This window comes from Mycobacterium sp. NGS68 (assembly GCF_059812195.1).
The window spans coordinates 221,701-247,274 of record NZ_JCALCE010000004.1 but is presented as its reverse complement, the minus strand read 5'-3'; the positions used below and the strand labels follow the sequence as shown (position 1 = coordinate 247,274).

Here is a 25,574-nt window from a genome sequence, read left to right as displayed (position 1 = left end):
AGCACCTCCAGACGGGATGACGACCCCTCAGCAGGCCAGATACTACGTTGACCACCCGCCGCGCGAGGTCGTTTCGACCGCACTTCACCACAGCCCCGAATCCGCTACGGTTCTCGGCGTGACCGACGGACGGGGTTTCTAAGTGGTGGAGTTGCTGCCGCTGGCGCTGGTGATCACGGTGTCGCCGCTGTCGATCATCCCGGCGGTGCTGGTCCTGCACGCGCCGCGGCCCCGCGCGGCCAGCCTGGCGTACCTCGCCGGCTGGCTGGTGGGCCTGAGCGGATTCACGGCGCTCGCCATCGGCATCTCCGGCAGGCTCGGCGGGCTGCGGCAATCTCCGCCGCACTGGGCGGCGTGGCTGCGGATCGGCGTCGGCGCCGCGCTGATCGTCTTCGCCGTCGTCCGCTGGCTGACCCGGCACGGTCACGACCACCTGCCGGGGTGGACGCGAACGCTGACCAGCGTCACCCCCGCCCGTGCCTTCGTGGTCGGGGTGGTGATCACCGTGGTGAACATCAAGGTGTTGTTGATCTGCGCGGCGGCCGGATTGGCGATCGGCGCCGACGCCCTGGGCGTCCGGGGGACGGTGCTGTCAGCCGCCCTGTTCGTCGGGGTCGCCGCGTCGTCGGTCGCGATCCCGGTCCTGGTCTACGTCGCCGCCGGCGAGCGCGCCGACGCCCCGCTGGAGCGGCTCAAGGCCTGGATGGAACGGCACAACGCCGCGCTGGTGGCCGCGATCCTGCTGCTGATCGGGCTGGTGGTGCTGTACAAGGGCATTCACCACCTGTAGCTGCTACGCGGCCGCATTGACCAGGATCGCGTACTGGGCGGCGGCCCGCTGGCCGGCGTCCTTGGCCTCGTTGCTCCACACCATCGCGACGTAGCGGCCGTATGTCACCACACAGATGAAGCGGGTGTTGGCATAGTCCGCCCACATGCGATTCTTTCGCTCATAGCAGCGGGCGTCGGGGATCTCCGCGGGCGCTGGGATGTCGTGGTCGATGTACTCCTCCCGGTCCGACTCGACCAGCTTGGGCAGCAGGTCCTTCGCGGCCTTATCGTCTCGTGCCCGAAGAAGCTGACTGTTGCGAGTGTTGGCACACCGGTCGACCCCGGCCTTCTCGAGCAGCCCTTGCTTAAGAGCCCCGCTGTCTGGGCACGACATCACCGCGCGGGGACCCATGCTGCCGTAGCCGTCGGATATCTTCGGCGGCTCACCCTCGATGAATGCTCGGCTGAGCATGTTGTCCGGATCCCGCGTCAACGCGGTGAGTCCGTCCTCGACGTTGGCAATCAGCCTGGCAACGAGTGGCTTTTCCAGGTCCAAGACGCGCTTGATGCGGTTCAACAAAGAATCCAGGTCGGGATGCATGTCGCTGCGGACGAAGACCGACAGCACCACCTTGCCCGAGGCCATCGTCGCGGCAACCGAGGGGGAAAGCGGCCGATAGTGCGCCTTGGCCGATGGGTAGCCCGGGACCTGTGCCGCCCTGTTCTCGGGGTTGACGGCGGCGTCGACGGCATCCATCTCGGCGGCGGCGCGCGCCGCCGCGTCGTCGTTGGGGAAGCTCGTCAACATCACCGACAGCATGTCCCCCTCCTTCTCGCGGAGGAAGTCGGTGAGGCGCCGGTCAAAGCCCTGGATCGCATAGGCGCTGACCATCCCGTATTTGTCCAGCACCGGCTGGGTGAGCGGGGTCGAGGTGCCGGAGATCGTCGTGGCGGCCGCCTTTGAATCCCCGATCGCAGTTCCGTACAGGTGGTCCAGGATGGGGTCGACGTCGTACGGATTCACCACGCCTTCGGCCAGGCGGTACGACTCGAGAAACACGGCTTCTTCTTTAGTCGTGGGGCCGGTCAACGACCGCGGCTTGGTGTTGTAGTGCCCTACATCGAGTTGGCTGAGGTTCGGACCTTTCGACTCGTTGCCGGTCAGCTTCCAGATCCCGAAGCCGGCCACCAGTGCGACGACGACGGCGAGGACCGCCGCGATCGCGATCCACCGGCCCTTCTTGCCGGCCGCCGGAGCGGGTTGCGGCCACGGGGCCACCGGCGGCGGGCCGTACTGGCCCGGCGCCCACTGCTGCGCGCCGGGCGGCGGCGTCTGCGGCCCCGGCCCCGGCGGCGGTGTGCGCGGGCCAGGCGGCGGCGTTTGCGGTCCGGGCGGAGCCGTGTGGTGCGCCGGCGGAGCCGTCATGGGGGCCGCCATGGTGGGCAATGGCATAGCGGAGGTCACGGCACCCAGGCTCGCAACGGATTCCTCGGCGGCGCGGGCGAATTCGCCGCTGGACGCGTAGCGCTCCTCGGGCCGCTTGGCCATGCCGCGCGCGATCACGTCGTCCAGCGCCGGCGGCAGCCCCACCTTGGCACTGGCCCGCGGGGGCGGCTGAGTCAGGTGCGAGGCCACCAGCGTCGCGCGGTCCCCGGTGAACGGCGGCGTGCCGGTCAGCGCCTCGAACAGCACGCACGCCAGCGCGTAGGTGTCGGCGCTGCGCGTCACGTTGGCCTCTTCGCCGCTGAACCGCTCGGGGGCCATGTAGGTCCAGGTGCCCAGCGTGTCGCCGACCTGCGTCAGCCTGGCCTCGGTGGCTGCGTTGGCGATCCCGAAATCCACCAGATAGGCGAAGTCGTCGGCGGTGATCAGGATGTTGCCCGGCTTCACGTCGCGATGCAGCACCCCCGCGGCGTGCGCGGCGTCCAGCGCCGAGGCGATCTGCCGCACGATCGACACCGCCCGCACCGGCGCCAGCGGACCGGACTGCTTGAGCAGCGTGTCCAGGTCGATGCCGTTGATCAGCCGCATGTCGACGTACAGCTGCCCGTCGATCTCGCCGGTGGAATGGATCGGCACCACGTGCGGGTCGTGCAGCCGTCCGGCGATCCGGGCCTCGCGCTGAAGCCGCTTCTGATAGTCCGGATCCTGCGCGTAGGGCCCCGAAATCAGCTTCAGCGCGACCACCCGGTCCATCGCCGTGTCGTGGGCCTCGTACACCGTGCCCATGCCGCCGCTGCCCAGCAAACGCCTCAGCACATAAGGACCGAACTGCGTCCCTATCGCTGCGCCTGTATTCGTCATCGCGACTCCCTCTTGTCTGGGCATATCGCGGGTAACGCTAATTGCGGGAGCGGCGCCCGCCTTAAGTAGTGAAGTACTCCATTTTCGGGCCCGCCAGCAGGTTTCGCGGCGGCCCTAGAATCGACGCTCGTGGGGCTAGACGACCGAGACGCGCTGCAGGTCTTGCGCGACGCGTTCGAACCCGGCGCCCCCAACGACCTGGTCCGCCGGTTCTATGCCCATTGGTTCGACCTCGACGTGTCGGTGCGCGACCTGTTCCCGCCCGAAATGGAGGGCCAACGGGCCGCCTTCGCGCACGCCCTGCACTGGGTGTACGGCGAGCTGGTCGCGCAGCGGGCCGACGAGCCGGTGGCTTTCCTGGCGCAGCTCGGCCGCGATCACCGCAAGTACGGTGTGCTCCCGGGTCACTACGGCACGCTGCAGCGGGCGCTGTTCACCACCCTGCGCAGCGATCTGGGTGACGCCTGGACCGACGCCGTCGCCGACGCCGCGACGCAGTCGCTGAACCTGATCGTCGGGGTGATGAGCGGTGCCGCCGACGCCGAGGAGGGGCCGGCCTGGTGGGAGGGCACCGCCGCCGAGCACGCCCGGGTTTCGCGGGACCTCGCCGTCGTCCGGCTGATGCTGGACCGTCCGATGCCGTACCACCCCGGCCAGTACGTCAACGTGCAGGTGCCGCAGTGCCCGCGCCGCTGGCGTTACCTCAGCCCCGCCATTCCGGCAAGCCCGGACGGCGCGATCGAGTTTCACGTCCGCGTCGTGCCCGGCGGGCTGGTCAGCACCGCGATCATCAACGAGACGCGGCCCGGCGACCGGTGGCGGTTGTCCAGCCCGCATGGCGGCATGTGGGTGGACCGCCGCGGCGGTGACGTGCTGATGGTGGCCGGCAGCACCGGGCTCGCGCCGCTGCGGACGATCATCCTCGACCTCAGCCGCTTCGTGGACAATCCACGCGTGCACCTGTTCTTCGGCGCGCGCTACCGCTGCGAGCTCTACGACCTGCGCACGCTGTGGCAGATCGCGGCGCACAATCCCTGGCTGTCGGTCTCGCCGGTCTCGGAGTACAGCCGCGACCCCGCCTGGGCCGCCGACTACCCCGACGTCACGCCGCCGCGCGGCCTGCATGTCCACCAGATCGGCCGACTACCCGAGGTGGTCACCAAGTACGGCGGCTGGGGCGACCGGCAGATCCTGATCTGCGGCGGACCGGCCATGGTGCGGGCGACGAAGGCCGCACTGATCGCCAAAGGCGCTCCGCCGGAACACATTCAACATGATCCGTTATCGAGGTGAGCCATGCATACAGTTACGCTGCGTGACCCGTCGTCGCCGGTGGTAGCGCAATTCGTCCCCGAGGCGGGCATGATCGGCACGTCGTTGACCGACGACGGGGTCGAGCTGCTCGGCCAGCGCCGCGGCCTGGAGGCCTACGTGAGCGCCGGCAAGACGATGGGTATCCCGATCCTCTACCCCTGGGCGAATCGGTTGGGCTCCAACAGCTATACGGCCGAGGGCGAAGTCGTCGAACTGCGTCCGGGCGCTGGCGGTGTCCGCGCCGACCCCAACGGCCTGCCGATTCACGGCCTGATCGCGGGCTACCCGGGCTGGCGGGTGATGAGCGAGGCCGCCGACGAATTGATCGCCGAGCTGGACTTCGGCGCCGATCCGGCGCTGCTGGCCAGCTTCCCGTTTCCCCACCTGCTGGTGGTGCGGGTGACGCTGGCCGACCGCACGCTGAGCGTGCACACCACCGTCGCGGCCACCACCGACAAGGCCGTGCCGCTGTGTTACGGCTTCCACCCCTACCTGCAGCTGCCCGAGGTGCCCCGCGCCGAGTGGGTCATCGAGACGCCGCCGCTGCGGCACCTCGCGTTGGACGAGCGGGGACTGCCCACCGGTGCGGCCTCTGCGCAGGCTTCGGCCTCGGAGCCGTTGGGCGACAAGGCTTTCGACAACGGCTACGACGAGGTCGCCGAAGGTTCGGTGTTCGCGGTGTCCGGCGGCGGCCGTCGCATCGAGGTGCGTTTCGACCACGGCTATCCCGCCGCGCAGATCTTCGCGCCGCCCGCCGAGGACCTGGTGTGTTTCGAGCCAATGGCCGCGCCGACCGACGCGCTGTGCCGCGGCGGCTACCGCAGCGCCCGCCCCGGCGAGCCCGCGGAGACGGCGTTCTCGATCCGCGTGTAGGCGGCCTCGCGGCAGCCCGCCCGCTTAACTCCGCGACGCCCTGCCGCTAGCGCCCTCGCGACAGCCCGGCCGTACACCCCCCGCGACAGACCCGGCCGCACACTCCTCGCGACAGCCCCGCCGCCCACCCCTCGCGACAGACCCCAAAACGCAGGCCAACGGCCCATTTTCCGCAAATTTGAGCGCCCTCGCGACAGACCGGCCGCCAAACCCGTTGTCCAGCAGACAGATTGTCGCTAATAGCTGGGCACAACGGCATATGCCGCCTGTTCCGGTGACCGAAGTGACGGATGAGGCCCAGGTCGCAATCAGGTCGCAATCAGGCCGCAAGCCCGCCGCAAGCACGCGGCAAGCACGGCGGCAAATGCCGAACGCCCGCTACCGCGACCGCGGCTGCCAGACGACGAGGGCGGTGCTCTTGGGCACCACCGCGACATCACGTCGCTGGTTGGCGCGCAGCACCGCCAACTCCTCGCTCATCTCCCGCAGCCTGGACTGCAGCGCCTCGACCTGATTGGTCAACTCGATGATGCGCTTGATGCCGGCGAGGTTGACGCCCTCGTCCTGGGAAAGCCGCTGCACCTCGCGCAGCAGGTCGACGTCGTGTTGCGAATACCGTCGCCCGCCACCGGAGGTGCGCTGCGGCGTCACCAGCCCGAGCCGGTCATAGGTGCGCAAAGTCTGCGCGTGCATGCCGGCCAGCTCGGCGGCCACCGAGATCAGGAACGTCCGCGATTCCTCGCGGTTGGAACTCCTGGACATCAGCGGTTACCCGCCCATCCCGCCCGCGGGTCGAAACCGCTGGCCCGCTCGGCCGCCGCGTAGGCCTCCAGCGCCTCCTGAGCGGCGCCCTCGACACTCGGCGGCACGGCCACCTTGACGGTGACCAGCAGGTCTCCGCTGCCGCCGCTGCGCTTGGGCACACCGCGCCCGCGCACCCGCAGGATGCGGCCGTCGGCGGTGCCCTTGGGCACCCGGACGCCCACCGATCCGTCCAGCGTCGGCACAGAAAGCGTTGAACCCAAAGCTAATTCGGTGAAGCTGACCGGGACAGTGACGGTCAGGTCGTCGCCGTCGCGGCCGAAGATCTTGTCCGGCCTGACGTGCACCGTCACGTACAGGTCGCCCGACGGGGCACCCCGCAGCCCGGCCTCGCCCTGACCGGCCAGCCGGATCCGCTGGCCGTCCTCGACGCCGGGCGGGATCCGCACGTTGATGGTGCGGGTGCGGGTGGTGACGCCGGTGCCTTTGCACTCCTCGCAGGGGTGCTCGATGATCGAGCCGCTGCCACGGCATTCGGTGCATGGTTCGGAGAAGCCGAACGCGCCCTGGTTGCGGTTGATCACACCCGAGCCATTGCAGTTGGGGCACACCTTCGGGCTGGTGCCCGGACGCGCGCCGCTGCCGTGGCAGTTGGTGCACGGCGCCGGGCTGGTCAGCCGCAACGGCATCGCCACGCCCTTGGCTGCCTCGATGAAGTTCAGCTCGGTCTCGGTCTCGAGGTCGTTGCCGCGCCGCGGGCGCGACGGACGCTGACTGGCGCCGCGCCCGAACAGGCCGCCGAACAGGTCGCCGATGTTGGCGCCGCCGGAGCGGCCCGCGGCGTCGAACAGGTCGCCGAGGTTGAACTCGGCGCCGTCTCCACCGAAGCCCCCGAAGCCGCCGCCGTCGAACCGGCGACCGCCGAGGCCCCCGCCGGCGAACAGCCGGCGGGTCTCGTCGTACTCCTTGCGCTTGGCCTCGTCGGACAGCACGCTGTAGGCCTCGGAGACCGCCTTGAATCGCTCGGCTCCGGCGGGGTTCTTGTCCGGATGCAGATCCGACGCCAGCTTGCGGTACGCCGTCTTGATCTCTTTGGCGCTGGCGTCGGAGGAGACGCCGAGCTCCTTATAGAAGTCCTTCTCGACCCACTCACGCTGGGCCATGTCGCGTCACCCCCTTCCGCCTTCCTCGTTGGTTGTCATTCCGTTGGTTCTGATTCTGTGCCCTGCTCCCCCGACGTGCGCGGGTTATCGTCCGTGTCGGCCGCCTGTGTTTCCGGGGCCGCCGGGGCTGCTCCGCCGGCGACCGTGTCGACGACGCCGACCAGCGCGTGGCGCAGCACCTGCTCACCGAGCCTGTAGCCCTGCCGCATCACGGTCCCGATCACCGGCGTCGAGCCCGGACCGCCGTCGCCCTCGTGCTGCACGGCTTCGTGCAGCGCCGGGTCGAAGGCCTCGCCCTCGGCGCCGAACGCCGTCAGGCCGACCCCGGTCAGTGCGCTCGTCAGCTTGTCGGCGACCGACTTCAGCGGGCCCGAGTCCAGATCGCCGTGCTTACGTGCCCGTTCCAAATCGTCGAGCACGCCCAGCAATTGGCTGACCACGTTGGCCTTGGCCCGATCCGCCGCCGCCTGCTGGTCGCGCAGCGCCCGCTTGCGGTAGTTGGCGAAGTCGGCCTGCACCCGCTGCAGGTCACCGAGCAGTTCGGCGGCCTTGCCGGCCTCCTCGGGAGACTCGCCCGGCAACGCCTCGGCGGGCGAGGCCGTCCCTCCCGGCGAACCGGGAGGGACGTGCCGAACTTCGCCCGTTTCGGGGTCGATCCGTCGTTTGTCGGTGACCGTTACCTGTTCTGGATTGGCTTCCGTCACTTCGACTCCCGATCGTCGTCGACCACCTCCGCGTCCACGACATCATCAGCAGAGCCGGCACCAGGCGGCGGACCACCCGCGTCGGCACCCGATGACTGCGCGGCCTGAGTGGCCTCGTAGATCGCCTGTCCCAGCGCCTGCGACTCCTGGCCCAGCTTCTCCATCGCCGACTTGATCGCGGAGATGTCGTTGCCGGCCAGTGCCGTCTTGGCGTCGGCCACCGCGGACTCCACCTTGCCGAGGGTCTCCTCGGGCACGGGGCTGCCTTCGGTCTCGCGCTGTTCCTTGACGAACTTCTCCGTCTGGTACACCAGCGTCTCGGCCTGGTTGCGGACGTCCGCCTCCTCGCGACGCTTGCGGTCCTCCTCGGCGTGCGCCTCGGCGTCCTTGATCATCCGGTCGATCTCCTCCTTGGACAGGCCGGAGCCTTCCTGGATCTTGATCGTGTTCTCCTTGCCGGTGCCCTTGTCCTTGGCCGTGACGTGCACGATGCCGTTGGCGTCGATGTCGAACGTGACCTCGATCTGCGGGACGCCGCGCGGAGCCGGCGGGATGCCGGTCAGCTCGAAGGAGCCGAGCAGCTTGTTGTGCGAGGCGATCTCGCGCTCACCCTGATAGACCTGGATCTGCACCGACGGCTGGTTGTCGTCGGCGGTGGTGAAGGTCTCCGAGCGCTTGGTGGGGATCGTGGTGTTGCGCTCGATGAGCTTGGTCATCACGCCACCCTTGGTCTCGATACCGAGGCTCAGCGGCGTCACGTCAAGCAGCAGAACGTCTTTCACCTCACCCTTCAGCACACCTGCCTGAAGAGCCGCTCCGACCGCGACCACCTCGTCGGGGTTGACGCCCTTGTTGGGCTCCTTGCCGCCGGTGAGTTCCTTGACCAGGTCGGTCACCGCGGGCATGCGGGTCGAACCGCCGACCAGCACCACGTGGTCGATGTCGGACACCGAGATGCCGGCGTCCTTGATCACCGACTGGAACGGCTGACGGGTGCGGTCCAGCAGATCTTGGGTGATCTTCTGGAACTCCGCGCGGGTCAGCTGCTCGTCGAGGAACAGCGGGTTCTTGTCGGCGTCGACGGTGATGTAGGGCAGGTTGATCGAGGTGCTCTGCGAGCTCGAAAGCTCGATCTTGGCCTTCTCGGCGGCCTCACGCAGCCGCTGCATGGCCATCTTGTCCTTGGTCAGGTCGATGCCGCTGGTGCCCTTGAACTTGTCGACCAGCCACTGCACGACGCGCTCGTCCCAGTCGTCGCCGCCGAGGTGGTTGTCACCACTGGTGGCGCGGACCTCGACCACGCCCTCGCCGATCTCGAGCAGCGAGACGTCGAACGTGCCGCCGCCGAGGTCGAAGACCAGGATGGTCTGTTCCTTCTCGCCCTTGTCCAGGCCGTAGGCCAGCGCCGCCGCCGTGGGCTCGTTGACGATGCGCAGCACGTTGAGGCCGGCGATCTGGCCGGACTCCTTGGTGGCCTGCCGCTGGGCGTCGTTGAAGTACGCGGGCACGGTGATGACCGCGTCCGTGATGTCCTCACCGAGGTAGGCCTCGGCGTCGCGCTTCAGCTTCTGCAGGATGCGGGCGCTGATCTCCTGCGCGGTGTACTTCTTACCGTCGATCTCGACAGACCAGTCGGTGCCCATGTGCCGCTTCACCGAACGTATGGTCCGGTCGACGTTGGTCACCGCCTGGTTCTTGGCCGGCTGGCCGACGAGTACTTCGCCGTTGCGCGCGAACGCGACAACCGACGGCGTAGTCCGCGAACCTTCCGAGTTCGCGACGACGACGGGGTCGCCGCCCTCGAGAACTGCGACGACGGAGTTGGTGGTCCCGAGGTCGATTCCGACCGCACGAGCCATAGTGATTCCTCCTGTGTGTGTAGAGCTTCTTCTTTGCTGCACTATGCTGAGTGAACCCCGCTCAAGACTGCTCCTGCCGGAGCGATCATGTCAACCCAGACTTGAGCCTGGGACACTCAACTTGTTGATCATCCTAACGGCGGGCTTGCGGAGTTTGTTCCCGGGTCCGGCAGATATCTCGTTGACGTTGCGTCCATGTACGCCCAGCCCGCGGATACGCTTACGCGATGAGCGACCTCATCGACCGGACCAAGATGTTCAGGCTGCTCGAGGACCGGATCGCAAGGACCACCAACCCGCGCCACCTGCTGATGCTCAACCGGGTACTGGAGCACGCCAAGGGCGAAGCCACGCTGGATGTCGACCGGGTGATGTCGACGCTCACCGCGAACCCGCGCTACGTCGCCTGGGGCGCCCCGGCGGACATGAGCCCGGTGGGGCGCGACGCGGTTCGCGGCTTCTACGAGGACACGATCGTCGCGGGTGGTCAGTACTTCCTGGAACTGGACATGGACCGCATCGTCGTCGACGACGACACCCTGGTCACCGAGGGCAATTTCCGTTCCCTCTACTACGGCGCCGACGCCGCCAAGCGCGGCTTTCCCGTGGACGATCCGGATGGCTTCTATGTCCTGTCGATGCGCATGCTGATCGTCTGGCCGTTCGACGCCGAGGGCTTCATCGTCGGCGAGGAAACCTACACGGCAATCACCAGCCCGGATTTCCTCACCAAAGTCGAGGCAACCGAGGTGCCGCAGGAATTCCTCGACTTCGTCGACGCGCGCTGACCGCGGGTTAATCTCGACGAGTGACCGGCCCCGAGATTCCCGAAGAGCTTCGCCACCGCGATCCCGAGTTCATTCGCGCGGTCCTGCCGCCGCTGTGGTTGTGGTCGACGATCTGGTTCCGCGCCGAGGTGCAGGGCTTCGAAAACGTTCCCGACGAGCCGGTGTTGTTCGTGGGCAACCACAGCGGCGGCGGCTCCACCCCGGACACGTTCGTCTTCATGCTCGCCTACAACACCTTTTTCACCGTCGAGGGCCGTCCGCTGTACGGCCTGGCGCACGACACCGTCACGGCGGCGCCGTTTTTCGGCAACCTGACCCGCAAGCTGGGCGTGGTGCCGGCCGCCAGTTCGTTCGCCGAACGCATCTTCGACATCGGCGCTTCGGCGCTGGTCTACCCGGGCGGGGACGTGGAGGCGCTGCGCCCGTGGCGTGACCGGAACAAGATCGTCTTTTCGGGGCGCCAGGGCTTTTTGAAGTTGGCGCACCGATGCAACGTCAAGATCGTGCCGGTGATCGCCACCGGCGGTCACGACACGTTGATCGTCCTCAACGACGGCCGCCGCACGGCGAAGCTGCTGCGGCTGGACAAATTGGCGCGGGTGAAGAGCATGCCGATGACCCTGTCGCTCCCGTGGGGGCTGTCGCCGCTGCCGCTGCCGCATTTCCCGTTGCCGGCGAAGATCCGCATGCAGGTGCTCGAGCCGATCGACCTGCACGCCCGGTTCGGCGAGGACCCGGATTGGGACTACGCCTTCGACTACGTCACCAGCGTCATGCAGGTCGGGCTGTCGAAGCTGGCCAGCCGAACCGTCGTCCCGATGGTCCGCTGAAATGACCCAGAAGATCAGCGTCTCCCGCCACGTCCGCTGCCCGGTTGACGACGTTGCCGCCTTCGTCACCGACCCGCGCAACCTGCTGTCCACCATGTCCACGCTCAGCCGATGCCGGTTCATCGAGTCCTCGGACGAGGGCGAGCTGTGGGACGTCTTCCTGGACAGCGGCACCGTCCACCTCGGCGGGCGGGTACTCGTCACGCCGCCAAACGGCAGCCAGTTGCACTGGCAGACGGTGCGCGGAACCCGTCACGAGTTCGATGCGCTGGTGGAACCCGAAGGCGAAGGCAGCCGGCTCACAATGAGTTTGACGTTCTCCGTCACCGGTTTCGCCATCGCCTGGATCAGCGAGATGATCGGACGCGGCCTAGTCGCCCGCAACCTGGAGGCCATCGTCGAGGAGGTTCGGCACCACCTCGAATTCGAGCGGTAGTCAGCCAGCACCCCGGCCGGTGCGTTGCTGCAATTCGTCGATGAGCGCGGAAGCCTGCGCCTTGGTCAGGTTCTCCGGGACTTCCGCGCCGGCCTCCTGTGCGAGCGTGTTCAGGTAGCTGCGCTGCGGGCCGGTGATCGGCTCGTCACCGGTCACCCACTGCGACGGATCCTTCTCGGGATTCTCACGTGGTACTTGTCCGGCATCGTCAGTCATCCGGTAGCTATGCCCGCTGCGGCCCGGAGGTAACCAGAGTGCGCGTCAGCCTTCCGAGTGCTGCGTCCGGGTTTGCGACGACTCCCACTTCGAACCCAGTGACCTCGCGACCGTGGTGCCGGCGGCGAACTCGTGCTGGAACGTCTCGCCCTCGTCGCCCTCGAACGTGACGAGGTAGCCGTCGTCGACGGAGTCTTTGAACACCACTTTGTAGTGCGCCAACCGGGAACCGCGGCTCAGGACGATGATGTCGCCGGGCGAGATGTCATCGACTCGGGCGCTACCGGACATTTCAGGCATGCCCTTGACCGTAGCCTGTCGACGCAAGTGCCGGACCATCCGCGGCCTCGTGGCTCACGGCGCGCGCGGCTCGACGAGTTGGCCGGGACTGCGTCGAGCAGGGCGGTGCCCAGCTACTCGATCTTGTGCCCGCCGGGCTGCGGCATCCGCCAACGGGTTTGGCAGTGACACGTCGACGGCGACGACGGAGATCGGCCGGCATCGCACCGGTCCATGATCGCCGACCGGGGCCCGCTCAGCGATGGACGTTGGCAATGACTCGCTGGGTGTTGTACGGCGCACCGAACGGCACGCCTTGCACGTCGCTGAGCGTATTCCATTGGCTGGCAAAGATGTTCATGCGTTCCAGGGTGGAGCCGGGGACGATGTAGCCGCCGTAGTTCTGCGGGACGAAGTTCGCGGCGTCCGGGTCGCTCTGCTGCATGACGACGGTCACGGTGCCCGCGCTGAAGATCTCGGTGGGCTTGTCGGCGACCCGGACCTCCACCGCGCCGTCGGGGCCGCTTCGGGCGTTGAAGCCGCACAGCACGACGGCCCCGTCGACTTCGGCGAAGCAGAGCTCGCCGAAGTTGGTGGCGCTGACGGGGACGCCGTGGTGGCCGGGTGCGCCCCAGCGCCCGCCGCCGACGTACGGCCGCCACGCGGATCGGTCGGCGACCGTGTCGGGGTCGGCCCGGTAGAGCGTCACCGGCCGGCTGCGGTCGAAGGCGTCGGCGACGATGTACACGCTGCCGTCGTCGGATTGGTAGCCGCTGAGCTGGGACTGCCCGGCGTCGGCGTAGCCGCCCGGACGCCACGACCCCCTGACCGGCCGCCAGCCTCGCGACGGGTCGTCGGTGACTTTCACCAGCCACGAACCGCCCTCGGGGCGCAGCGCGTTGGTGCCGACGACCAGCATGTAGGTCCGGCCGTCCACCCGGATGCTGCCCGCCGGCAGGGTATTGGTCCCGCGCGCACGACGCGGCGGGACGAACAACGGGTTCGCGCTTCCGCGGGGCCCGGTCAGGGGCGCGCCGAAATGCGGTTGCCCCGCGTCGTCGAACCGCACAGGCAGCGCGACCGACGGATAGTGCGGGTAGGTGCCCACTTTGTGGCCGCCGAACGCGTCACCGAAAACCGCGACGTAGGACCCGTCGGGCAGTGGAACGACCTCGCCGAGGTCCGCCGCGCCGATCCCGGGGATGGCGCCGGGGGCACCCGTCCCGGCAATGGGACCGTGATTGCGCACCTCGCCGCGGCGCATGGGGCCAGCCTAGTGCGGGCCATCACTGCCGAGTGGGGTCGAAGTGCTCGTCGAGCCAGGCCAGGATGTGCGTGCGGCTCAGCGTCCAACCGGATTCCGGCAGCTGGGCCACCACGTCGACCTTGAACTGCTGGTACATCGACGGCACCACGGCCCACCCGTCGTCGCACACGGCGCAGGGCATCGGCTCGGAGAACCGCCCGGGTGTGTCATCGCCGTCCACGGTGCACGCCAGGACATACCTACCGGTCGCGTTGTTGTACACCATCGCGTTCGTCCCCTTGCACACACCGCAGTGGGCGCCGTCGCCGAGCGCGTCGATGAGCAGAGAGCGGGCCAGATCCGCCGGGCCCGAACCGGTGTATCCCCAGGCCAGTCCGGTCGGCGAATGCTTGACCTGGTGCGGCAGCGGGCCCATGAGTTCGCTGTCGACCTCGATGACGACGAGGGCCCCGCCACCGCACCGTCCGGCCCGGTACCCGCGGTACACGACGTCACTGCTGGTGCCGTACAGAATCTGGTAGATCATGGTGAGCCGTTCGCCTTCGCCAGCAGCCCCGACGCCATGCTGCCGACCACGATCAGCGCGATCCCGACGCCGAAATCGACTGCGCCGTTGATCAATCCGGCGATGCCGGTGACGACGACGAACGTGGGCAGCCACTCGAGGATGCCCAGCAGCGACGGCAGCCGCGCCGGCTCACCGTTGGCCAGGTCGAACTTGGCCGAAGCGTAGTCGGGGTAGAACTCGCTGAATGACACGGCGAAAAAGATCGCGGCCAACTGCAGGATCCAGCCCGTCCAGAAGTTGCCGGCGTCGCGCAGGAAGAAATCACCGGTGAAGCCGGCGATCGCGGCGAACGTGAACGCCCCCGCCCAGACGGCCGTGATCACACTGTTGATCCGGACGAACAGCGGGCTGTGCCAATGTTCCTGCGGCGTCGTGTCTTTGGCGTACGCCATCGTGAACGGCCGGCGGACCAGCAGGGTCAGCCAGGCGTAGCCGGCCAGCGAGGCGTTGGTCAATTCACCGGCCCACAGTTCCAGAAACCGGATCACGTTGTCCGTCGCGAGCAGTCCGACGGTGGCCAGCGCGCCGAAAAACACGGCCCCGAAGACCTCCAGCGAGTGCACCTTGATGCCACGGCTGAGGCTCACCAGCATGACCAGCAGCGAGAGGCCCAGGGCGGCGAGGACAGCCTGCGCGAAATGCCCCGGCCCGGACAGGATCGACAGCAACGCCCACGGCGCGATTCCGGCGAATGGCGACCGGAGGAAGCCGTCGATGACGTCCGCGGCGCCTCGGCGCTTGGACTCCGACCGGTCGGCCGACTGCGCGTCGCCGCTCACGGCCGGCAGGTCGTGGTTTGTCTGGTTCATCGCGGGCTCCCTCAGCTTGATACTCCGGTTATGACATGTCGATACTGACATGTGTGTATAGACATGTCAATGCTGGAGCGTATGCTGGGGTGGTGAGCTTGCGACACGCTGCGCTGGGGCTGCTGGCCGATCACCCCGCCAGCGGCTATGACCTGCTGAAGCTGTTTCAACTGTCGATGGACTTCGTCTGGCCGGCCACGCAGAGCCAGCTCTATGGCGAGCTCAACAAGATGGCCGCCGAAGAGCTGATCAAGGTGTCCGACCTGGGCCCGCGCGGTCGCAAGGAGTACGCGATCACCGACGCGGGGCGCGCCGAGCTGCAGCGCTGGATGACGTCGGCGCAGGAGGATCCGCCGATTCGCAACGCGGCGCTGCTGCGCGTGCTGATGCTCGGCGAGATCACTCCCCGCGAGCGGCGCGAGTACATGGAGCACTACCGGACCGCGGCCGAGCGGGACCACGCGCACTACGTGCAGCTCCGCGATTCGCACGACTGGTCAGACAGCGACGACGACTTCTTCACCGCCGCCGTGCTGGAGAACGGGTTGCGGTGGAGCAAGGCGAAAGCCGAGTGGGCCAGCTGGGTGCTCGACGCCATGGAGCGGCGGGACGCCAAAACCCCTGCTCATCCCCCCCGTGAGCAGACGTAAAAGCCCCCGACACGCCGCCCAAAAGGGTGCTTTTGCGTCTGCTCGCCACGGTTTCGCACCCATAACGCTTTGTCATCGGCGCGGTCCCGAAGCCGCGTCACTGCGGCAACTTGCGTCACATCGGCCGTAATCTGACTCCCGATATCTCTGATTTCTCAGGAGTAGCGCGTGCTCTCAACGCAAAAAGCACGGTGGGGGGCGACCGTTGGGTCGCTGCTGCTGACAGGTAGTGCGCTGCTCGCCGGCTGCACCTCGGTCATCGAGGGCAAACCGGTCGCGGGCTCGGGGGCGGGGCCCACCGAACCGTCGTTCCCCACGCCTCGGCAGACCGTGACCGCGATGCCCACCGCCGCCCCGATTCCCGTCCCACCGCCGACGCCGACGCCGACCGCCCCACCCGGCGCTATCCCGCTCAAGCCCGACCAGAACGGCTACGTCTTCATCGAGACCAAGACCGGCCTGACCCGCTGCCAGATCAATTCGGTCAGCGTCGGGTGCGAAGCGGCCTTCACCAACTCCCCGATGCAAGACGGTGAACACACCAACGGCGTCAGCATCAGCTCCAACGGCTCCGTGCAGTGGGTGCTGGGCAACCTGGGGGCCATCCCGACCGTCACGATCGACTACAAGACCTACGACGCGCAGGGGTGGACGATCGATGCCTCCGCGGCGGGCACCCGGTTCACCAACAACGCCACGCGCCACGGCATGTTCGTCAGCATCCAAAAGGTCGACACATTCTGAACTGATCGCCGCTCAGTACCATCGGAGCCGTGGCAAATTACGGCCCGCCCGACGACTTCAACCGGCAACCGACGGAGATGAAGCCCGCCTGGGATCAGTACCCGCACGGGCAGCAGCAGCCCCCGCCCAACCCGTCGCCAGGCCCCCCGCCGCTGTCGGAATCCCTGAACCCCGACGACAAGCCCGAGTCGCGGCTGCGCAGGTGGCTGGTGCTGACGCTGTGGCTGCTGCTGGTTCTGGTCCTGATCGCGCTGATCGTGTACTACGGCGGTCAACTGCTCGGCGGAGACGAAGGGACCAGCAACACCCCGACGACGAGCACGACCACCGAAACCACGACGAGCCCGACGACCACCACCACGACGCCGTCGGAAACGACGACGACGTCGGCAACCCCGACCACCACCGCCGCGCCGCCGCCGCCCAACACCGGGGCGCCGCCTCCACCGACTCAGCGGCCCACGCAGCAACCATCCAAGGCGCCCACGAAAACCCCGCATCACCCGCACTTGCCGTCGTTGCCGCCGGTGATTTCCATTCCTGAACTGCCGCATCCGATTACGCTGCCGCCCGGTGTGCCCTAACAACCTGGTCCCGGCGAGGTCAAGGTTTGACCACCCGCCGGGGCGCGCTTGGGCGTCCACCCGCCGAGCCGATAGGCTCGGGGGCCGTGGCAAGGAACGACCCGCCGGACTCTGGACCCAACCTTCCGGGCACGCGCGGCAGCTACGGCGACGGCGCCGAAGACCCTGAGCCGGTGCCCGGTTGGCGCAAACCCATCGCGCTGGTCGGCTGGGGTGTGCTGATCGCAGTGCTGATCGCGCTGATCATCTGGGGCTCCCTCCAGCTAATGCACACCTCGGGTACGGCGCCCGCCACCACACGCACCACCACGACCACCAGTCCCGCCACCACCACCGCGACGTCCACCCCGACGACGAGCACCACCCCCACCACGACCACGACCAGCACCCCGTCGTCAACCGAACCGACCGAGACGCTCAGCTCTTCGCAGCGCCATCCCAGGTTGCCCTGGCATCGTTGACGTCACCCGGGGCGGACCCGGCAAACCAACAAGGTGAGGAGCCATATGAGCGAGTCGCTCGGGTTATCGATCGGGGTGGCAAACCTGGTCGCGGCCCGCGCGGGGAGCGCTCCGGTGACCCGCAGTTCCGTGTTGACCCTGTTCGACGGCCAGCCGAGCGAAGTCGGCGTGCCGGCGGAGAACCCCAAGCTAACCGGGGCCGGCCTGGTGATACGGGGCTTCGTCGAGCGGGTCGGCGACCGGGCGCCGCTGGTCGCGGCGGACGGCACGAAGTACCTGCCCGACGCGCTGACCGTCGAGGCGCTCGAGGCCATGGCCCGCACGGTCGGGTACGGGTCGCCGGTCACCGTCGCGGTTCCCGCGTACTGGTCGCAGGCCCAGATCGGGGCGCTGCGCGACGAGTTCTTCGCCCAGCCGGGCCTGGCGGCGGGCGGCGTGCCTCCGGTGCTGGTGTCCGACGCCGCCGCCGCGCTCGCGGCGCTGCAGGGCAACGCGGGATTCCCCCGGCAGGGCCTGGTCGCCGTGTGCGACTTCGGCGCCGGCGGCACCACCGTCACGTTGGCCGACGCGGGCTCGAACCTCGCGCCGGTCGGCCAGTCCGTGCGGTACACCGGCTTCTCCGGCGAGGCGATCGACCAGCTGCTCGCGGATTACGTGAGCTCGGGCGGCCAGGACGCCGCCACCAGCCTCAACGTCGGCGCCACCACGCGCGCCCCCTCGCCGGCCCGCCTGCTTGGCGAGTGCCAGCGCGCCAAGGAACAACTCTCGTCGGGCACGGTGACCGGCATCGCGACCGGTTCGGACGGGGATTTCCGGCTGGCCCGCACGGATTTCGAGCAAATCATCGCCGGACCGCTGGACCGGTTCCTGGCCGCGCTGTCCGACATCGCGCAGCACGCCGGGGCGAATCTGGCCGCCGTAGCGGCCGTCGGTGGCGGCGCCAGCATCCCGCTGATCGCCACCCGACTCTCCGAGCGCCTGCAGGTGCCCACCCTCACCACGCCGGACCCGATGTTCAGCGCCGCGATCGGCGCGGCGGCGCTCGGATCCCGGCAGCAGTCGTCGTCGGGCGCCGCGACCGCCGCGGGGGCCGTCGTCGAAACCCCGACCGAGCTGGTCACCACGCCCCAGACGACCGAGGTCGCCCCGGCCCTGGCCTGGTCGCAGGATGCCGCCGACGCAGACGAACCGGTGCCCTATACCGGCGGCGAGCACAGCGGCGGATACGGCCTCGAAGTCCCCGAAACCCCCGAAACCTCCGCGAGTCCGCAACCGGCGCGGTACGAGCGCCCCGCCGAGCCCGGACCGCTGCCGTGGTACAAGCGCACGGCCCTGGTCGTGAGCGTGGCGGCCGCCCTTGCCGCCGTAGCGCTGACGGCGGTGCTGGCCCTCACCGTGGGCAGCGGCAAATCCGGCAACACGTCCAACACCCCGACGCCTTCGCCGGTGCCGCAAACCGTCAGTTCAACAGACTCGAACGGCAACACGGTGACATCGGTGATCCCGGTGGTTCCGCCGAATTCGTCGTCGGAGCCGCCCGCGTCGTCGAGCCAGGCGCCGCCGAGCACGACCACGACCTCCCCGCCGGCGACGACGACCACGTCGGCCAGCCCGTCGACGACCGCGACGACGACCAGCCAGACGACGCGACCCACCCGACCGTCCAGCAGCACGCCACCGTCGACGACGGCATCGCCCACGCGGCCCACCCGTCCCACCCTGTTTCCGCGGCCGTAGCGACGGGCCGTTGCAGCGTGGGCATCTCCTTCGATCCGCGAGGACTGGTCGGCTACGCGTCGGGCCTGGCGCAGTTCTGGCTGCGCACCACGATCCACACCCAGCAACAGCTGCTGGACCTGCTGCAGAATCAGCCCGACGAGGCGCCGCCCGCGCTGCCGGCCCCGCCGGAACCCCCGAAGCCGGACTCACTGGGCACCAAGATGCGCTCACTGCTCGATCGTGCGCTGGACCAGAGCACCCGGGGCAGCCAGGTTGAGCTCTTCCACCACATCCTCGATCAACTGGTCGCCGACGAGGCGCGGATCATCGGCGCCTTGTCCGACGGCTCGGCGTCGCCGGCGCTGAATGTCTACGACTGGACGCGCCGGCGCACCCCGGGCCGCGCGGTGCTGGAGAACGCGGCGCTGGTGGGCCGCACCGCCAACGTGGCGCTGCCGGAGATGGTCCCGACGTACGTCAGCCACCTGTTGTCGCTCGGTCTGGTGGAGGTCGGCCCGGAGGACCCCGACCTCAAGGACGACTACGAGATCCTGATGGCGGAGCCGTCGATCCTGCGGTGCATCGAAAGCGCCTCCCGCGGACCGCTACCTGCCAAGATCGACAAGCTGACGCTGACGCTTTCTCCGCTCGGCCAGGCGCTGTGGGCCGCCACGATGCAAGGGGATTGACCGTGACCAGTGCTGTGATCGCGTTGCAGACCTTCGACGAGATCAAGCACGACGTCAGCCTCAACTGGTACATCTACCTGTCAATGCCCCTGGTGGCCGCGTTCGTCGGCTGGAGCACCAAGATCGTGGCATTGGAAATGGTCTACCGGCCACTGGAATTCAAGGGCATCGGACCGATCGGCTGGCAGGGCATCGTGCCCAGGCGCGCCGGCAAGGTCGGCTCCAAGACCATCGACCTGCTGACGTCGAACCTGCTCAAACCCGAGGAGTTGCTGGACCGCATCGACGCCGACGAGGCCGTCGAGGCCCTGCGGGCGCCGCTCGTCGAGTCCGTCGAGGAGATCTCCCGCGATCTCGCCGAGCAGATCCGGCCCGGGCTGTGGGACTCGCTGCCCGAGGCGGGCCGCAAGGCCATCCAGGCCCGCATCCAGGCCCAGGCGCCCACGCTGATCGAGAACCTGCTCGAAGAGATGAAGTCGGACCTGGGCCGCTACGTCGACCTGCAGTTCCTCGCGGTGACGACGCTGGTCCGCAACAAAGAGAAGCTTGTCAAGCTGATGCGCGGTGTGACCAACGACGCAATGGCGTTCGTCCGGCGCAGCGGAATCTATTTCGGCCTGGGCATCGGGCTGGTGCAGATGGTCGCGTGGGCGCTGTTCAAGAACCCGTGGATCATGCCGGCGTTCGGCTTCACGGTCGGCTTCATCAGCGACTACATCGCCCTGAACATGCTGTTCCGCCCGACGCACCAGAAGAAGATCCTGGGCCTGTTCCCGTTCCAGGGGCTGCTGCACGCGCAGCGCGACAAGATCACCCGCGACTACGCCAAGATCCTGGCCGACGACCTGTTCGCCCCCGAGATCCTGTTCGACGGCGTCATCAAGGGTCCCGGCGCGGACAAGCTGTTCGCGCTCGTCGCTAAGGAGGTCGACGAGGCGATCGACGCGCAGACCGGCCTCGCGCGTCCGCTGATCGCGCTCACCGTCGGCACCCAGCGTTACCGCGCGCTCAAGGACCGGGTGGTGGACCTGGTGCTCGAGCGGCTGCCGTCGACCCTGCTGGAGGCCCAGCAGTACGCCACCACCGTGATCGATCTCGAGGAGACGATCGTGGAGAAGATGAGCCAGCTCTCCAACGAAGAGTACGAGTCGATCCTGCGACCGGTGTTCAAGGACGACGAGCCGTTGATGATCGCGGTCGGGGCCGTCCTGGGCGGTGTCGTCGGCGAGATTCAGGTCCAGATGGTCGAGCTGTTGGGGCGCTGAGTCGCCGCAAGATCGGCTGTGAACTGCGACAACTTAGGGCAGCCTTTCTCGCGGTGAAAAGCCCACAGATGTCACTATGGGCAGGTTAAGCAGCCAGCAAAGGCGCGTCGGGCGCCCACCAATCTGATCGACGACGAATTGAGGTGACCTTCGGTGGCCACGCAGACCCTCATCCGGCTGATCGTCGGGCTCGGCATGACCGCGGTGGTAGGCGTGCTGGCGCTCAAGCGCGTCTGGTGGTTGTACAGGCTGGTCATGTCCGGCCAACCTGTATCGGGACGCACCAACGACGTAGGCACCCGAATCTGGACGCAGATCGCCGAGGTGTTCGGGCAGCGCAAGCTGCTGAAGTGGTCGATCCCCGGTCTGGCGCACTTCTTCACCATGTGGGGCTTTTTCATCCTGCTCACGGTCTACATCGAGGCCTTCGGCGTGCTGTTCCAGCCCAATTTCCACATCCCGCTGATCGGCCGCTGGGACGCGCTGGGCTTCCTGCAGGACTTCATCGCGCTCGCCGTGCTCGCCGGCATCATCACCTTTGCGATCATTCGGCTGCGTTCCGAGCCAAAGGAATACGGACGTCAGTCCCGTTTCTACGGATCGCACACCGGCGGCGCCTGGCTGATCCTGTTCATGATCTCCCTGGTCATCGTCAGCTACGCGATCTTCCGCGGGGCGGCGGTCAACACCGGTAACTTCCCCTACGGCTGGGGCGCGTTCTTCTCGCACGGCATGGGCGAGCTGATGGCGCCTCTGGGCCCGACCGTCAACGAATGGATCGAGACGATCGCGCTGCTGGCTCACATCGGCGTCGCGCTGGCCTTCCTGGTGATCGTGCTGCACTCCAAGCACCTGCACATCTTCCTGGCGCCCATCAACGTCACCTTCAAACGGCTGCCCGACGGCCTGGGCCCACTGCTGCCGGTCGAGGCCGTGGTCGACGGCGAGGTCAAGCCCATCGACTTCGAAAACCCGCCCGACGACGCCGAATTCGGCCGCGGCAAGATCGAGGATTTCACCTGGAAGGGCATGCTTGACTTCGCCACCTGTACCGAGTGCGGGCGCTGCCAGTCGCAATGCCCGGCCTGGAACACCGGCAAGCCGCTGTCGCCCAAGCTCGTGATCATGGACCTGCGCGACCACTGGATGGCCAAGGCGCCCTACATCCTCGGCGACAAGAAGGCCGAGCCGCTGGAGGGTCTGGACCTCGAGACCGTCAAGGAAGAGGGCCATCACGTGCCGGAATCGGGCTTCGGCCGGGTGCCGGGACACGGACCGGAGCAGGTGGCCCGCCCGCTGGTCGGCACCGCCGAGCAGGGCGGCGTCATCGATCCCGACGTGCTGTGGTCCTGCGTCACCTGTGGCGCGTGCGTCGAACAGTGCCCGGTGGACATCGAGCACATCGACCACATCGTGGACATGCGCCGCTACCAGGTGATGATGGAATCCGAGTTCCCGTCGGAGCTGGGCGTGCTGTTCAAGAACCTGGAGAACAAGGGCAACCCGTGGGGGCAGAACGCCTCCGACCGCACCAACTGGATCGACGAGGTCGACTTCGACGTCCCGGTGTACGGCCAGGACGTCGAGAGCTTCGACGGCTACGAGTACCTGTTCTGGGTGGGTTGCGCCGGCGCCTACGACGACAAGGCGAAGAAGACCACCAAGGCCGTCGCCGAGCTGCTCTCCATCGCCGGGGTGAAGTACCTGGTGCTGGGCGCCGGGGAGACCTGCAACGGCGACTCGGCCCGCCGGTCCGGCAACGAGTTCCTGTTCCAGCAGCTCGCCCAGCAGGCCATCGAGACCGTGGACGAGCTGTTCGAGGGCGTGGAGACCGTCGACCGCAAGGTCGTCGTGACCTGCCCGCACTGCTTCAACACCCTCGGTAAGGAATACCGGCAGCTTGGTGCCAACTACACCGTGCTGCACCACACCCAGCTGCTCAACCGGCTGATCCGCGACAACAAGTTGGTCCCGGTGACGCCCGTGTCCCAAGACATCACCTATCACGACCCGTGCTACCTGGGCCGGCACAACAAGGTCTACGAGGCGCCGCGCGAGCTCATCGGCGCCGCCGGGGCGAAACTCACCGAAATGCCGCGCCACGCCGAGCGCAGCTTCTGCTGCGGCGCCGGCGGTGCCCGCATGTGGATGGAAGAGCACATCGGCAAGCGGATCAACCACGAACGCGTCGACGAGGCGCTGGCCACCGGCGCCGCCACGATCGCCACCGGCTGCCCGTTCTGCCGCGTGATGGTCACCGACGGCGTGAACGACCGCGCCGAGGAGGCCGGCCGCACCGGGGTCGAGGTGCTCGACGTGGCCCAGGTGCTGCTCGGGTCGTTGGACCGCGAGAAGGTGAAGCTGCCGGAGAAGGGCACCGCCGCCAAGGAGGCCGAACAGCGGGCCGCCGAGGCGGAGAAGGCCAAGCCCAAGGCCGCCGCGCCGGCCGCGCCCGCCGAGGCGGAAGCCGAGGAGGCCGCCGAAACGGTCGAGGCGCCGACCGAGGCGGCGGGCAAAGCCGCCGAGAAGCCCGCCGCCCCCGTCAAGGGGCTCGGCATGGCAGGCGGGGCAAAGAAGCCCGGCGCCAAGAAGGCCGCGGCTCCTGCGAGCGACGAGAAGCCCGCCGCCGCGCAGCCGGTCAAGGGCCTGGGCATGGCCGGCGGCGCCAAGAAGCCCGGCGCCAAGAAGGCCGCACCCGCCAAGGCCGAGCCCGCCAAGGCCGAGCCCGCCGCCAAGGCCGAGCCGGCCGAGACCAAGCCCGAGGCGCCGGTCAAGGGCCTGGGCATGGCCGCCGGCGCCAAGCGACCCGGCGCCAAGAAAGCCGCGGCGCCGGCCGCCAAAGCGCAGCCCGCCGCAGCGGAGACCGTCGAGGCCGAGCCCGCCGCGCCCGCTACCGAAGCACCGGCAGAGGAGGCCAAGCCGGAGGTGCCGGTGAAGGGCCTGGGCATCGCCGCGGGCGCGCGGCGTCCGGGGGCCAAGAAGGCGGCGCCGGCCAAGCCTGCCGAAGCCAAGCCCGAAGCCAAGCCTGAAGCCAAGCCGGAGCCGGAACCCGAGCCCGCTGAGGCCGTCGAGCCCGAGGCCGCCGAAGCAAAGCCGGAGCCGGAGGCCAATGGCGAATCGGCGCCCCCGTCGCCGCCGGTGAAGGGACTGGGGATCGCCCGTGGCGCCCGTCCGCCGGGCAAGCGCTGATCACGAGTTAGTACCGACCAGCAAATATCGGTGGACAGCGGTGGCACCATGGGTGACGTGACTACTCACCAGCTGCCCGTGCATGCGTCGGGACATCATCGGCAGCGGGCGTTCGCGCAGTCGTCGAAGCTGCAGGATGTCCTCTACGAGATCCGTGGGCCGGTACACGCCCAAGCCGCCCGGCTGGAGGCCGAGGGGCACCGCATCCTCAAGCTCAACATCGGCAACCCGGCGCCGTTCGGCTTCGAGGCGCCCGACGTGATCATGCGCGACATGATCCAGGCGCTGCCGTATGCGCAGGGGTACTCCGACTCCCGGGGCATCCTGTCGGCGCGGCGCGCGGTGGTCACCCGTTACGAACTCGTCGAGGGCTTCCCGCGGTTCGACGTCGACGACGTCTACCTCGGCAACGGCGTTTCCGAGCTGATCACGATGACGCTGCAGGCGCTGCTGGACAACGGCGACCAGGTGTTGATTCCGTCGCCGGACTACCCGCTGTGGACGGCGTCGACGTCGCTGGCGGGCGGCACGCCGGTGCACTACCTGTGCGACGAGACGCAGGACTGGCAGCCCGACATCGCCGACCTGGAATCGAAGATCACCGAGCGCACCAAGGCGCTGGTCGTGATCAACCCCAACAACCCGACCGGTGCGGTTTACAGCCGCGAGATCCTCTCCCAGATGGTCGCTTTGGCGCGCAAGCATCAGCTGTTGCTGCTCGCTGACGAGATCTACGACCGGATCCTCTACGACGACGCCAAGCACATCAGCCTGGCCACGCTGGCGCCCGACATGCTGTGCCTGACCTTCAACGGCCTGTCCAAGGCCTACCGGGTCGCCGGGTACCGCGCCGGCTGGCTGGCGATCACCGGCCCGCAGGACCATGCCAGCAGCTTCATCGAGGGCATCAACCTGCTGGCGAACATGCGGCTGTGCCCGAATGTCCCCGCGCAGCACGCGATTCAGGTGGCCCTCGGCGGCTACCAGAGCATCGAGGACCTGGTGCTGCCCGGCGGCCGGCTGCTGGAACAGCGCGACGTGGCGTGGACCAAGCTCAACGAGATCCCTGGGGTGTCGTGCACCAAGCCGGCGGGCGCCTTGTATGCGTTCCCGCGGCTGGACCCCGAGGTCTACGACATCGCCGACGACGAGCAGCTCGTCCTCGACCTACTGCTGCAGGAGAAGATCCTGGTCACTCAGGGCACCGGGTTCAACTGGCCCGAGCCCGATCACCTGCGCATCGTGACGCTGCCGTGGGCCCGCGATCTTGCGTCCGCCATCGACCGGCTGGGAAACTTCCTGACCAGTTACCGGCAGTAGGCGATCTCC

At 68.3% G+C, this 25,574-nt stretch carries 25 protein-coding genes; 15 read left to right on the top strand and 10 right to left on the bottom strand.

The features are described 5' to 3' along the window. Window positions 1-142: 142 nt before the first annotated feature. Window positions 143-790 carry a GAP family protein gene (locus tag AC5Y5V_RS07530; RefSeq protein ID WP_499932362.1) on the top strand — a complete coding sequence of 216 codons (648 nt, stop codon included), beginning with the start codon at window positions 143-145 and terminating at the stop codon, window positions 788-790. A gap of 3 nt (window positions 791-793) precedes the next feature. Here AC5Y5V_RS07530 and AC5Y5V_RS07525 read toward each other — a convergent pair whose 3' ends face one another. Continuing rightward, window positions 794-3,076 (bottom strand): serine/threonine-protein kinase, encoded by a 2,283-nt coding sequence (locus tag AC5Y5V_RS07525; protein ID WP_499932361.1) that lies wholly within the window; start codon window positions 3,074-3,076, stop codon window positions 794-796. Window positions 3,077-3,205: 129 nt separating this feature from the next. Here AC5Y5V_RS07525 and AC5Y5V_RS07520 point away from each other — a divergent pair, with 129 nt between their 5' ends. Both AC5Y5V_RS07520 and AC5Y5V_RS07515 read left to right on the top strand, forming a co-directional pair. Then, a complete protein-coding gene (locus tag AC5Y5V_RS07520) occupies window positions 3,206-4,369 on the top strand; it encodes an FAD-binding oxidoreductase (RefSeq protein WP_499932360.1) in 1,164 nt (387 codons plus the stop codon). A 3-nt stretch (window positions 4,370-4,372) separates the two neighbouring features. Then, on the top strand, window positions 4,373-5,263 hold the full coding sequence (locus tag AC5Y5V_RS07515; RefSeq protein ID WP_499932359.1) for an aldose 1-epimerase: 891 nt from the start codon (window positions 4,373-4,375) through the stop codon (window positions 5,261-5,263). Between the two features lie 378 nt (window positions 5,264-5,641). Here the strand turns inward: AC5Y5V_RS07515 and AC5Y5V_RS07510 are convergent, their stop codons facing one another. From AC5Y5V_RS07510 to dnaK, 4 genes are read right to left on the bottom strand one after another with little or no spacing between them, the layout of a single operon-like run. Then, window positions 5,642-6,025 (bottom strand): heat shock protein transcriptional repressor HspR, encoded by a 384-nt coding sequence (locus AC5Y5V_RS07510; RefSeq protein ID WP_499932357.1) that lies wholly within the window; start codon window positions 6,023-6,025, stop codon window positions 5,642-5,644. Continuing rightward, window positions 6,025-7,188 carry a molecular chaperone DnaJ gene (gene dnaJ, locus AC5Y5V_RS07505; protein WP_499932355.1) on the bottom strand — a complete coding sequence of 388 codons (1,164 nt, stop codon included), beginning with the start codon at window positions 7,186-7,188 and terminating at the stop codon, window positions 6,025-6,027. The genes AC5Y5V_RS07510 and dnaJ overlap by 1 nt, the downstream gene beginning before the upstream one ends. 35 nt (window positions 7,189-7,223) lie before the next feature. Beyond that, entirely contained in the window at window positions 7,224-7,892 is a 669-nt protein-coding gene (gene grpE, locus AC5Y5V_RS07500; protein WP_499932353.1) for a nucleotide exchange factor GrpE, read from the bottom strand. Then, the gene (gene dnaK / locus AC5Y5V_RS07495) at window positions 7,889-9,751 is read right to left on the bottom strand and encodes a molecular chaperone DnaK (RefSeq protein ID WP_499932351.1); all 1,863 of its coding nucleotides are present in this window, start codon (window positions 9,749-9,751) and stop codon (window positions 7,889-7,891) included. Before dnaK ends, grpE begins: the two co-directional genes overlap by 4 nt. Before the next feature lie 227 nt (window positions 9,752-9,978). Here dnaK and AC5Y5V_RS07490 point away from each other — a divergent pair, with 227 nt between their 5' ends. From AC5Y5V_RS07490 to AC5Y5V_RS07480, 3 genes are read left to right on the top strand one after another with little or no spacing between them, the layout of a single operon-like run. Further along, on the top strand, window positions 9,979-10,539 hold the full coding sequence (locus AC5Y5V_RS07490) for a nuclear transport factor 2 family protein (protein WP_499932350.1): 561 nt from the start codon (window positions 9,979-9,981) through the stop codon (window positions 10,537-10,539). Between the two features lie 20 nt (window positions 10,540-10,559). Beyond that, window positions 10,560-11,369, top strand: a complete 810-nt coding sequence (locus AC5Y5V_RS07485; RefSeq protein ID WP_499932348.1) for a 1-acyl-sn-glycerol-3-phosphate acyltransferase — start codon at window positions 10,560-10,562, stop codon at window positions 11,367-11,369. A 1-nt stretch (window position 11,370) separates the two neighbouring features. Next, on the top strand, window positions 11,371-11,805 hold the full coding sequence (locus tag AC5Y5V_RS07480; RefSeq protein ID WP_499932346.1) for an SRPBCC family protein: 435 nt from the start codon (window positions 11,371-11,373) through the stop codon (window positions 11,803-11,805). Here the strand turns inward: AC5Y5V_RS07480 and AC5Y5V_RS07475 are convergent, their stop codons facing one another. From AC5Y5V_RS07475 to AC5Y5V_RS07455, 5 genes are all read right to left on the bottom strand, one after another. Continuing rightward, on the bottom strand, window positions 11,806-12,021 hold the full coding sequence (locus tag AC5Y5V_RS07475; RefSeq protein WP_499932344.1) for a DUF3072 domain-containing protein: 216 nt from the start codon (window positions 12,019-12,021) through the stop codon (window positions 11,806-11,808). Window positions 12,022-12,066: 45 nt separating this feature from the next. Beyond that, window positions 12,067-12,321, bottom strand: a complete 255-nt coding sequence (locus tag AC5Y5V_RS07470) for a hypothetical protein (protein ID WP_499932341.1) — start codon at window positions 12,319-12,321, stop codon at window positions 12,067-12,069. A gap of 235 nt (window positions 12,322-12,556) precedes the next feature. After that, a complete protein-coding gene (locus tag AC5Y5V_RS07465) occupies window positions 12,557-13,564 on the bottom strand; it encodes a DUF4185 domain-containing protein (RefSeq protein ID WP_499932339.1) in 1,008 nt (335 codons plus the stop codon). Between the two features lie 22 nt (window positions 13,565-13,586). Then, window positions 13,587-14,093: a DUF6166 domain-containing protein gene (locus AC5Y5V_RS07460; RefSeq protein WP_499932337.1), complete on the bottom strand. Its 507-nt coding sequence runs from the start codon at window positions 14,091-14,093 to the stop codon at window positions 13,587-13,589. Then, entirely contained in the window at window positions 14,090-14,944 is an 855-nt protein-coding gene (locus AC5Y5V_RS07455; protein ID WP_499932335.1) for a DUF3159 domain-containing protein, read from the bottom strand. The genes AC5Y5V_RS07460 and AC5Y5V_RS07455 overlap by 4 nt, the downstream gene beginning before the upstream one ends. A 92-nt stretch (window positions 14,945-15,036) precedes the next feature. On the opposite strand from AC5Y5V_RS07455, the gene AC5Y5V_RS07450 reads away from it, so the two are divergent. The 9 genes from AC5Y5V_RS07450 to AC5Y5V_RS07410 all read left to right on the top strand — a co-directional run bounded on the left by AC5Y5V_RS07450 (window position 15,037) and on the right by AC5Y5V_RS07410 (window position 25,565). Continuing rightward, complete coding sequence (locus AC5Y5V_RS07450) at window positions 15,037-15,594, top strand: PadR family transcriptional regulator (protein WP_499932333.1); 558 nt, start codon at window positions 15,037-15,039, stop codon at window positions 15,592-15,594. 168 nt (window positions 15,595-15,762) lie between these two features. After that, the gene (locus AC5Y5V_RS07445; RefSeq protein ID WP_499932331.1) at window positions 15,763-16,338 is read left to right on the top strand and encodes a hypothetical protein; all 576 of its coding nucleotides are present in this window, start codon (window positions 15,763-15,765) and stop codon (window positions 16,336-16,338) included. A 29-nt stretch (window positions 16,339-16,367) separates the two neighbouring features. After that, window positions 16,368-16,922, top strand: a complete 555-nt coding sequence (locus tag AC5Y5V_RS07440) for a hypothetical protein (RefSeq protein WP_499932329.1) — start codon at window positions 16,368-16,370, stop codon at window positions 16,920-16,922. Window positions 16,923-17,008: 86 nt separating this feature from the next. Beyond that, on the top strand, window positions 17,009-17,383 hold the full coding sequence (locus AC5Y5V_RS07435; protein ID WP_499932327.1) for a hypothetical protein: 375 nt from the start codon (window positions 17,009-17,011) through the stop codon (window positions 17,381-17,383). Between the two features lie 45 nt (window positions 17,384-17,428). After that, on the top strand, window positions 17,429-19,120 hold the full coding sequence (locus tag AC5Y5V_RS07430) for an Hsp70 family protein (RefSeq protein WP_499932325.1): 1,692 nt from the start codon (window positions 17,429-17,431) through the stop codon (window positions 19,118-19,120). Window positions 19,121-19,137: 17 nt separating this feature from the next. Then, window positions 19,138-19,791 carry an Abi-alpha family protein gene (locus AC5Y5V_RS07425; protein WP_499932323.1) on the top strand — a complete coding sequence of 218 codons (654 nt, stop codon included), beginning with the start codon at window positions 19,138-19,140 and terminating at the stop codon, window positions 19,789-19,791. Window positions 19,792-19,793: 2 nt separating this feature from the next. Continuing rightward, on the top strand, window positions 19,794-21,056 hold the full coding sequence (locus tag AC5Y5V_RS07420) for a DUF445 domain-containing protein (protein ID WP_499932321.1): 1,263 nt from the start codon (window positions 19,794-19,796) through the stop codon (window positions 21,054-21,056). A 153-nt stretch (window positions 21,057-21,209) separates the two neighbouring features. After that, entirely contained in the window at window positions 21,210-24,245 is a 3,036-nt protein-coding gene (locus AC5Y5V_RS07415) for a (Fe-S)-binding protein (RefSeq protein ID WP_499932319.1), read from the top strand. A 30-nt stretch (window positions 24,246-24,275) separates the two neighbouring features. Continuing rightward, window positions 24,276-25,565, top strand: coding sequence for a pyridoxal phosphate-dependent aminotransferase (locus AC5Y5V_RS07410; protein WP_499932317.1), 1,290 nt, complete (start codon window positions 24,276-24,278; stop codon window positions 25,563-25,565). Window positions 25,566-25,574: the final 9 nt, after the last annotated feature.

Excerpts from the sequence above, each read along its gene's own strand:
- AC5Y5V_RS07475 (WP_499932344.1), bottom strand. The coding sequence starts at position 12,021 with ATGACTGACGATGCCGGACAAGTACCACGTGAGAATCCCGAGAAGGAT.
- AC5Y5V_RS07470 (WP_499932341.1), bottom strand. The coding sequence starts at position 12,321 with ATGCCTGAAATGTCCGGTAGCGCCCGAGTCGATGACATCTCGCCCGGC.
- AC5Y5V_RS07465 (WP_499932339.1), bottom strand. The coding sequence starts at position 13,564 with ATGCGCCGCGGCGAGGTGCGCAATCACGGTCCCATTGCCGGGACGGGT.
- dnaJ (WP_499932355.1), bottom strand. The coding sequence starts at position 7,188 with ATGGCCCAGCGTGAGTGGGTCGAGAAGGACTTCTATAAGGAGCTCGGC.
- AC5Y5V_RS07490 (WP_499932350.1), top strand. The coding sequence starts at position 9,979 with ATGAGCGACCTCATCGACCGGACCAAGATGTTCAGGCTGCTCGAGGAC.
- AC5Y5V_RS07430 (WP_499932325.1), top strand. The coding sequence starts at position 17,429 with ATGAGCGAGTCGCTCGGGTTATCGATCGGGGTGGCAAACCTGGTCGCG.
- dnaK (WP_499932351.1), bottom strand. The coding sequence starts at position 9,751 with ATGGCTCGTGCGGTCGGAATCGACCTCGGGACCACCAACTCCGTCGTC.
- AC5Y5V_RS07480 (WP_499932346.1), top strand. The coding sequence starts at position 11,371 with ATGACCCAGAAGATCAGCGTCTCCCGCCACGTCCGCTGCCCGGTTGAC.
- AC5Y5V_RS07455 (WP_499932335.1), bottom strand. The coding sequence starts at position 14,944 with ATGAACCAGACAAACCACGACCTGCCGGCCGTGAGCGGCGACGCGCAG.
- AC5Y5V_RS07510 (WP_499932357.1), bottom strand. The coding sequence starts at position 6,025 with ATGTCCAGGAGTTCCAACCGCGAGGAATCGCGGACGTTCCTGATCTCG.
- AC5Y5V_RS07515 (WP_499932359.1), top strand. The coding sequence starts at position 4,373 with ATGCATACAGTTACGCTGCGTGACCCGTCGTCGCCGGTGGTAGCGCAA.
- AC5Y5V_RS07460 (WP_499932337.1), bottom strand. The coding sequence starts at position 14,093 with ATGATCTACCAGATTCTGTACGGCACCAGCAGTGACGTCGTGTACCGC.
- AC5Y5V_RS07525 (WP_499932361.1), bottom strand. The coding sequence starts at position 3,076 with ATGACGAATACAGGCGCAGCGATAGGGACGCAGTTCGGTCCTTATGTG.